The 8,947-nt window shown below is 35.3% G+C and carries 9 protein-coding genes; 1 reads left to right on the forward strand and 8 read right to left on the reverse strand.

Going from position 1 to position 8,947, the window contains the following annotated elements; all coding sequences use genetic code 11:
* The 8 genes from ACEN33_RS11120 to mgsA form a co-directional block, all read right to left on the reverse strand.
* Nucleotides 1-481, reverse strand: a 481-nt coding sequence (locus ACEN33_RS11120) for an IS30 family transposase (protein WP_407095111.1), incomplete at its 3' end; no start/stop codon positions are given.
* Between the two features lie 160 nt (nucleotides 482-641).
* Nucleotides 642-1,316, reverse strand: coding sequence for a hypothetical protein (locus ACEN33_RS11125; protein ID WP_407090913.1), 675 nt, complete (start codon nucleotides 1,314-1,316; stop codon nucleotides 642-644).
* Nucleotides 1,316-2,332 (reverse strand): flotillin-like protein FloA, encoded by a 1,017-nt coding sequence (floA, locus tag ACEN33_RS11130; RefSeq protein WP_138404895.1) that lies wholly within the window; start codon nucleotides 2,330-2,332, stop codon nucleotides 1,316-1,318. The genes ACEN33_RS11125 and floA overlap by 1 nt, the downstream gene beginning before the upstream one ends.
* Before the next feature lies 1 nt (nucleotide 2,333).
* Nucleotides 2,334-2,927, reverse strand: a complete 594-nt coding sequence (locus ACEN33_RS11135) for an NfeD family protein (RefSeq protein ID WP_407090912.1) — start codon at nucleotides 2,925-2,927, stop codon at nucleotides 2,334-2,336.
* 97 nt (nucleotides 2,928-3,024) lie between these two features.
* Nucleotides 3,025-4,221, reverse strand: coding sequence for an AI-2E family transporter (locus ACEN33_RS11140; protein ID WP_407090911.1), 1,197 nt, complete (start codon nucleotides 4,219-4,221; stop codon nucleotides 3,025-3,027).
* A 147-nt stretch (nucleotides 4,222-4,368) separates the two neighbouring features.
* On the reverse strand, nucleotides 4,369-6,975 hold the full coding sequence (gene clpB, locus ACEN33_RS11145) for an ATP-dependent chaperone ClpB (protein WP_407090910.1): 2,607 nt from the start codon (nucleotides 6,973-6,975) through the stop codon (nucleotides 4,369-4,371).
* A 128-nt stretch (nucleotides 6,976-7,103) separates the two neighbouring features.
* The gene (locus tag ACEN33_RS11150) at nucleotides 7,104-7,679 is read right to left on the reverse strand and encodes a xanthine phosphoribosyltransferase (RefSeq protein WP_407090909.1); all 576 of its coding nucleotides are present in this window, start codon (nucleotides 7,677-7,679) and stop codon (nucleotides 7,104-7,106) included.
* Nucleotides 7,680-7,703: 24 nt separating this feature from the next.
* Entirely contained in the window at nucleotides 7,704-8,126 is a 423-nt protein-coding gene (gene mgsA, locus ACEN33_RS11155; RefSeq protein WP_407090908.1) for a methylglyoxal synthase, read from the reverse strand.
* Between the two features lie 157 nt (nucleotides 8,127-8,283).
* Between mgsA and ACEN33_RS11160 the strand changes: the two genes are divergently transcribed.
* Nucleotides 8,284-8,796 carry a type 1 glutamine amidotransferase domain-containing protein gene (locus ACEN33_RS11160; RefSeq protein WP_407090907.1) on the forward strand — a complete coding sequence of 171 codons (513 nt, stop codon included), beginning with the start codon at nucleotides 8,284-8,286 and terminating at the stop codon, nucleotides 8,794-8,796.
* Nucleotides 8,797-8,947 lie beyond the last annotated feature (151 nt).

The following is an 8,947-nucleotide window of genomic DNA, read 5'->3' on the forward strand; positions in this document are numbered from 1 at the left end:
AATGCCCGAACTCTTTTCGATTCTTCACAGATTTGGGGCGTTTTGAGATGGGAGTGCCGATATTAAACTTTCCTCGCGTTTCTTGAGGCTCTCGACTTTTTCCTTTGTGTCTTAAGACAGTTAGGGGTACCTTTAAGATATCTTGGTAAATCCAGTTATAGATGGATTTAAAGGAAAGTTTACCCTGATAGTCTCGTCCAACAATTTGTTCAGGTGACCATGTACGTTCTAATTTATCTTGAATGTCTTTAAGTAGCTCGACTGTGTACTTAGGATTTCTACCCTTAAGACGTGCACGTTGATTGGCACCTTCATGGGTATCCTGAGCTTGGTATTGATCTGAAGGGCATCGTTTAAGTTCTCTATAAATCGTTGACCGATGGCGCCCGATTAATTGGGCAATGCGATTAATTTTATAACCTTCTTGATAGAGTATTTCTATTTTTGAACGTTCCTCTATGGTAAGATGTGTGTAGCTCATAACAGACCTCCGTGTGTATGTTTTTGTCGTTACTAACATCTTACACGAACCTGTTATGGGTTTCTTTATTTGTCGCACTTAATTTTACAATTCATCAAATTAAAAAAATGCGAACTATTCCGAAAATACATTGGTTTCGTTCGCATCTTTAGTATGTCAATTATTTATTTCGAAGACTCTTGGGCTTGTTAATAATTTCATTGAAAATCATCATTTCTCTTAGCTTTGTCCCATCTCTCATAGAGTGATACATATGATTGACAGTTTGATTTTTAGGTCTGGCTGCTTTTTGTGTATGTTCATCTTGGAGGATATTTGTATTATCTAGTTCCATCCATGAAACATCTTCAATTGAAGCATCTGCGTACCAATTTTCTAATTCATTTAAATATTGCTCTGGACTTTCCCCTTCCATATAAGAATGATCAATTGGATTGTCATAATCAGCGATTTTTGTAAAATCAACTTGATAATCATCCTGTGATTCAAAACTTTGCTCAGAAGATATTTCAGTATTTCTCAGCGCATTATTAGCTTTTTTTAAACTATTATTTAATTGGTTTAAAGACATGTTTTTCACTAACTTCGAATTGTCACTCTGATTATTATGTCTTTTTCGCATAGCTTGAACTCTTTCATTTCGAGCTCGAATATCAGACTTACGTTGTAACTGTTCTTTATTTGTTGACTTGGTAATGGGTTTCTCTACCGATTCATGATTATCAATCCCTGAATCTTGATAATTCTTATGCTGATTTCTAATTCTTGGTGCAAACACTGAAAATAAGAACGAACCTAATAAATATATTAGCCATACACCAACTAGAAAATTCATTATTCTCTACCTTCTTCGGATGAATTCGTTCCTTTAGCAATCGAATCACGCATTGATGTATCTGATTCTATATTTTTCATGTTGTAGTAATCCATGACACCAAGATTTCCTTTTTTGAAAGCTTCTGCCATTGCCAATGGTACTTCAGCTTCAGCTTCAACCACACGCGCACGCATACGTTGAACTTCAGCAACCATTTCTTGCTCTTCTGCAACTGCAAACGCTCTACGCTCCTCGGCTTTAGCTTGTGCAACGTTTTTATCAGCAATCGCTTGATCCGCTTGAAGTTTCGCACCAATGTTACGTCCAACATCCACGTCGGCAATATCAATGGATAGAATTTCAAAGGCAGTACCTGAGTCTAACCCTTTACGTAGAATTGTTTGTGAGATGGAATCTGGATTCTCAAGGACTTTTGAATGACTTTCTGAACTACCAACAGTCGTTACAATCCCTTCACCGATACGGGCAATAATTGTTTCTTCACCAGCACCACCCACGAGTCGTTCGATATTAGCTCGGACTGTTACTTTAGCTTTCGCTCTTACTTCAATACCATTCATTGCAACGGCAGAAATAAGTGGCGTTTCAATTACTTTCGGATTTACTGAAACTTGAACAGCTTCAAATACATTACGTCCAGCTAAGTCAATCGCTGCAGCTTGTTCAAATACCAAATCAATGTTCGCTCTTTGAGCAGCGATCAGTGCATCAACAACTAAGTTGACATTCCCACCAGCCAAGTGATGCGCCTCTAATTGGTTCGTATCTAATGTAAGTCCAGCTTTTGTTGCTTTAATTAGTGGTCGTACAATCTCTGACGGTTGAACCCGACGTAATCTCATACCTACTAAGTTACCGATTGAAACTTTAGCACCTGAGAAATAAGCTGTAACCCATAAGCCTACGGGTACGAATCTAAAGAATAAAGAAATTAGTATTATTAAAATAACAATAATAATACCTATCGAAATTAGAGACGACACCTCAAAATCATTATTTTGAAAATTATTCATATTATATTTCCTTTCTTACGTAAATTTTTGCGCCTTCAACTTTTGAAACATATATTGGTGTCCCACTTTGAATCATGTCCTCAGAACTGACAACCTCATAATACTCCCCATCGAACTCACCACGTCCGACAGGTCTAAGCGCTGTGACTGTGACACCCTTTTCACCTAATAAATATGTAAAATCTTTATGACTCGAGTATCCTTTATCTTTTTCAGAAGAAGTCCCAAGAACAAAACCATTACTGATAGCTAGATCTTTACCTAATTTTATTGGGACAAAAATTCCAATCGCACTCACAAGTATCATTGCTAACAATGTTAATACTACATCACCGATGTCGTTTAAGTGCATATAAAGAGAAATACTTATGGCTAATAAACCAAACATACCAATAATACCGAAATCAGGAACATAAAACTCCACAATTAACATAAATATACCTAGTAAGAAAATTATGAACACGAGTAAGTTTTGACCTGGCATTCCAAAATAAAAACCATATGCTATTACTGCTAATCCTAAGTACAGCCATTTGGGACTGTAAAATAGACATAAGCTAAGTAACAACATACCTATTAATAAACTTGCAATCATATTTACCCTCCTCTCATGATCATTATACCACTAATATAAGCTTTTCCGAAGAAATATCTATGAAATATCGGTAAAATATTGACCAGTTACTAAACTACTAATCATTAACTTCTTGTTCACCCGATTCGTTTACTTCTTCAACGGCATCAACATACTCTTGCGCTTGATATCTATTATTCCTTCTGTATTCTATGTCATTTTTTAATAACTTAAACAAAGTCGAAACTAATGGAACAGCCAAAAGCATTCCCCAAATCCCTAATAGGCCACCACCGATTGTTATTGATATTAATACCCACAAGCCTGGGAGTCCAATCGAACCACCTACTACCCGAGGGTATATGAGATTTCCCTCTAATTGTTGTATAACAATAATAAAGACTATGAAAGTTAAAGCTTGAATTGGGGAATCAACGAAAATCATGATAAATCCAATGGCTCCAGAAATATAAGCCCCTAATACAGGTATTAGTGCTGTTACTCCCGTCAATGCTCCGATCATTGAAGCATATGGAAATTGGAAAATCCACATACCAACCGTCACAAGTGAGCCAAGTATTAAAGCTTCCAATACCTCTCCTGTGATAAAATGTCGGAAAGAAAAATCAGTTACTTCTAACACATACATTAGTCCTTTATGTCCTCTTTCAGGTAGATATGTTTCTGATAAGATTTTAAACTGTCTCCCTAAAGTCTCTTTAGACATTAATACATAAAGAGAAATCATCAATGAAAGAAATAAATTTACAACGATACTAAAGACAGAGCCCACTGTTGAAAGTGTTGTCTCAATAATATTAGTCGTAAAACGATTCGCAATAGAAATCATATTTGTGACAATATTTTGCCAATCAATTTGAAAAGTTTCGACAAACTCAGCTAATGGGGGAAATATCTCTTCATTTTCTATCACCCAGTTTTGAATTCCATTTGCTAAGAGTGGAATTATTTCAATAATTCGGCCAAAGACTGATATCAATTGAGGAATCACTAAATTCAAAATAAAAATTAAAACGACAGTAATTATTATAATAGATACTAAAATACTCACTGGTCTGCGTGTCTTTTTAATAACAATACTATCACTATTGGGAAAATATAGTTTCTCTAACATCACCATCGGGATATTCAGTACATATGCAATAATAAAACCTAAAATAATTGGCATTGAAATTGTCAATAAATAACTAAAAATGTTTTTTAGTCTGTCGAAATTAACAATGGCCAATACAATTAATCCTGCTATAAACAAATATTTAATAATATCAAAACGATATTTTTTTACTTTGTTCATATTTCACCTCCGTTATATTCTTTTAATATAACATATTTATTTTTTCCAATATAGTCATATTACTAATTGTATGTTATACAGTGTTTGTTAAATGTAACTAAAAAAAACCAACGCATTTTTCAATGCGCTGGTTTAATCGTTTTTCTTTTATACCATAGCTTCGGTACTGTTAAAGGTAAGTTGTCCTTCACTTTCATCAACAGTAATCACCGAATTTGGTAAGACATTTCCTGCTACAATTTCTTTAGCTAGTGGTGTTTCTAATTCTTTCATTATGAAGCGTTGTAAAGGTCTCGCTCCGTAAATCGGATCGTAACCTTGTTCAGCAAGCCATTGAGTTGCTGATTCAGTCACTTCTAATTTTATTTGTTGGTCTGCCAATCTATTTGAAAGGTTTCCAATCATTTTGAGTACAATTCCACTCATATTGTCTAAAGTTAAAGGAGAGAAAAGTACAGTATCATCAATACGATTCAAGAATTCTGGCTTGAATTGTTGACGAAGTAATTGATTTACTTGTTTTTCAGTTTCTGGAGATATTTCGCCATTATCTCCTACTCCTTCAAGTAGTAAGTGTGACCCGATATTACTTGTCATTATGACGACAGTATTTTTGAAGTCTACAACGCGTCCTTTCGAATCGGTCAATCGACCATCATCCAATACTTGGAGTAATATATTGAAAACATCTGGATGGGCTTTTTCCACCTCGTCCAATAGAATGATGGTGTACGGATTTCTACGAACGGCCTCAGTCAGTTGTCCACCTTCATCATGTCCAATGTATCCTGGAGGGGCACCCACTAATCTTGACACCGTATGTTTCTCCATATACTCACTCATGTCAAGTCGGACCATATGGTCTTCAGAATCGAATAATGCCACAGCAAGTGCTTTAGCTAATTCTGTTTTACCAACACCCGTTGGTCCTAAGAATAGGAACGAACCAATTGGGCGGTTCGGATTTTGAATCCCAGCACGTGATCTAAGTACTGCTTCATGTACAAGTCGAACGGCTTCATCTTGTCCAATGACTCTTCTATGTAAAACGTCATCAAGATGCAATAATTTTTCTCGTTCACCTTCGACAATTTTGTTCACTGGAATACCAGTTAAACGGCCAACAACTTTAGCAATTTCTGCATCAGTTACTGATTCTTGTGTTAAACGACTTTGTACTTCTGTTTCAACATGTTCATTCTCGATTTCTGCTAATTCTTTCTCCAATTCAGGAATAATTCCATGTCTTAATTCAGCCGCTTTTTCTAAATTATATTCAGATTCTGCATCTTCTAAGTCATGACGGGCTTGATCTAATTGTTCACGTTTATCACGTAACTTATTAGTTTCTTCTTTTTCAATATCCCAACGTGCTTTCAAATCATTCGCTTCTTCTCGTAAGTTCGCTAATTCTTCGCGAAGAATCTCTAAACGTCGTTTACTTGCCTCGTCGTCTTCTTTTTTCAATGCTTCTTCTTCAATTTCTAAAGTCATTAAACGACGATTGACTTGGTCAATTTCTAGTGGAACTGAATTCAATTCCATACGAATTGTTGCACAAGCTTCATCCACTAAGTCGAGCGCTTTGTCTGGTAAGAAACGATCAGTAATATAACGGTTTGAAAGTGTTGCTGCTGCCACTAGAGCATTATCATGGATATTCACACCATGGTGAATCTCATAACGTTCTTTTAGACCACGTAATATAGAGATAGTGTCTTCAACATTTGGTTCATTAACCATCACTCTTTGGAAGCGTCTTTCTAACGCTTTATCTTTTTCAAAGTTTTGTCGATATTCATCAAGTGTCGTTGCACCGATACAGTGTAATTCACCACGAGCTAACATCGGTTTTAAGAGATTCCCTGCATCCATTGAACCTTCAGTTTTACCTGCACCTACAATTGTATGTATTTCATCAATGAATAGAAGTATTTGCCCTTCTGCATCTTTCACTTCTTTTAATACCGCTTTTAAGCGTTCTTCAAACTCTCCACGATATTTTGCTCCGGCGATCAATGCACCCATATCTAAAGAATAAAGTGTTTTTCCTTTTAAGTTTTCAGGTACATCATTGCGAACTATTCTTTGTGCTAGTCCTTCAACAATCGCTGTTTTACCTACACCTGGGTCCCCAATTAAGATTGGATTATTTTTAGATTTACGTGATAAAATTCGAATTACATCACGAATTTCTTCATCACGACCAATGATTGGATCCATTTTATTTGATTTAACGGCTTCGTTTAAGTTGATTGCATATTTCTCTAGAGATTCATATGTTTCTTCTTGATTTTGAGATGTCACTCGATTTCCTCCTCTCAATTCTTCAATTCTTTCTTTAAATTTTTGTTCAGTTAAGCCATTATCTATTAAAAATTTAACAATTGGATTATGTTTTTGTTTATATAAAGCCAACAGAATGATTTCTGTTGATAGATATTCGTCATTATATTCCGCTGCAATGGTTGTTGCATCTTGTAGTAAACGGTTTAAGTTCTGACTAATTCCTTGTCCATATTGTATGTTACTCCCACTCACTTGGGAAATTTTATCAATTTCATCTTCAACAAGACGAACAAATTGATCCATAGGAATATTTTGTTCACTATATAATTTATAAGCAAAATGGTCTGCTTGTAGCATAATTAACCATAAATGCGCAATCTCTATTTGTTGATGTTGCCGTGTTATGGCTACTTGCTGTGCCTCACCAATTGCTTGTTGCATAGTGGTTGTTAATTTATCAATCATATTTACACAACCTTTCTTTTGGTCAAAATTGGTCAATGTTTTTTCTATATAAATATAAGCCCCTCTTGAGGCTATATTTATTATATACCATTGGTCAGCAAAGGTCAAATGTTTTTTGTCCTTTATTTTTATTCATAAAATTCAATCTTTCCGTCACTTAATGATTTAATACGACAAATCGAATAAACATCGTGTCCAGCTTCTTCTAATCTTTCTCTACCGGGTTGGAAACATTTCTCAATACATATACCTATGCCAACCGTTTCAGCCCCACTTTGATCAATCAAATCTGCTAAGCCCTTTGCAGCCTCACCATTAGCTAGAAAATCGTCTATAATCAATACATTATCATCTTTATCAAGATATTCTTTTGATATAAACACGTTACTTGATGTGTTCTTTGTATATGAATGAACCAGAGTTTCATATTTATCTTCTGATTTAATTGTGCTCGGCAAAGCTTTCTTGGCGAATAACATTGGAACATCTAAACGATAAGCAACCATTAAAGCTGGTGCAATTCCAGATGATTCAATGGTCAAAACTTTTGTAATACCTTTATCTTTAAAGTATTGATAAAAATCGTTTTCGATACTTTTTATTACATGTGGATCTATTTGATGATTTAAGAATGAATCAACTTTTAAGACATTCCCAGAATAAACTTTTCCATGATCCAATATCATTTGTTTTAAATTACTCATTCACATACCTCCTTATGACAAGAATTAAATATCAATTTTTTTGTGTTCTTGAGTTTGACGGACATGTCTCCAGTCAACCAATCCACTTTCTAACCCACGAATTAATATCTCAGCTGTACCCATATTTGTTGCTAATGGAATATCGTAAACATCACAAAGACGTAATAAGGCAGACACATCTGGTTCATGAGGTTGGGCAGTTAAAGGATCTCTTAAGAATAAAACTAAGTCCATACGATCATCTGAGATTGCTGCACCAATTTGTTGGTCTCCGCCTAATGGCCCTGATTTAAAACGATGAACTTTTAATCCTGTAGCTTCGATAATTCTTTGACCTGTTGTCCCTGTAGCAAATAATTCATGTTTAGCAAAAATATGGCGATAGGCTGCCGCAATATTAACCATATTATCTTTTTTCTTATCATGTGCGATTAAAGCTATTTTCATTTTAAACACACCTCCTCTTTTTTATTTTAATTATATCAGATACTAGATATTCTTTCTTATTAAACACTCAATATATTTAATCTTTCAAGCAAATCAATTGCATTCATACAACAGATTGTTAAACTGTGGGTAGAATACTCAAAGGAGGAGTTTATTAATGGCAAAAGTGGCTACAGTAATAACAGACTTATTCGAGGATATTGAATTCACTTCACCACGTGATGTATTAATAGAAGCAGGTCACGAGGTTATAACAATTGGACCTGAAGCAGGACATACTGCCAAAGGGAAAAAAGGTGAAGCAGAAGTTACAATCGACAAAGGTATTGATGATGTGAAGTCAGCTGATTATGATGCTTTACTAATTCCGGGTGGATTTTCTCCAGACAAATTAAGAAAAAACGATCGTATCGTTAATTTTGTTAGAGAATTTGCTTTTGCACGGAAACCAATTTTTACCATCTGTCACGGACCACAATTATTAGTCAATGCAGATATACTACGTGGTAAAGACATAACAAGTGTGAAACAAGTTGCAATTGATGTAAAAAATGCTGGTGCTAACTTCTATGATGAAGCAGTCGTTATCGACCCTTCAGGAATTATCTCAAGTCGTACACCAGAAGATATTGATGCATTTAACAAAGCAATCGTTGATGCTTTAGCATAATCATTGAATCGAGTAGGAGACTATCCATTATTTGACTAGTCGACCTCTCACACCACCGTGCGTACGGTTCCGTACACGGCGGTTCAATACCTTGCGTAAGCAGACTCTACCAATTCGCTTAGTGGAACTAAGCCCCATTGGTGGAGTCTTT

Source organism: Ruoffia sp. FAM 24228 (assembly GCF_045528575.1).
Classification (GTDB): Bacteria; Bacillota; Bacilli; order Lactobacillales; family Aerococcaceae; genus Ruoffia; species Ruoffia halotolerans.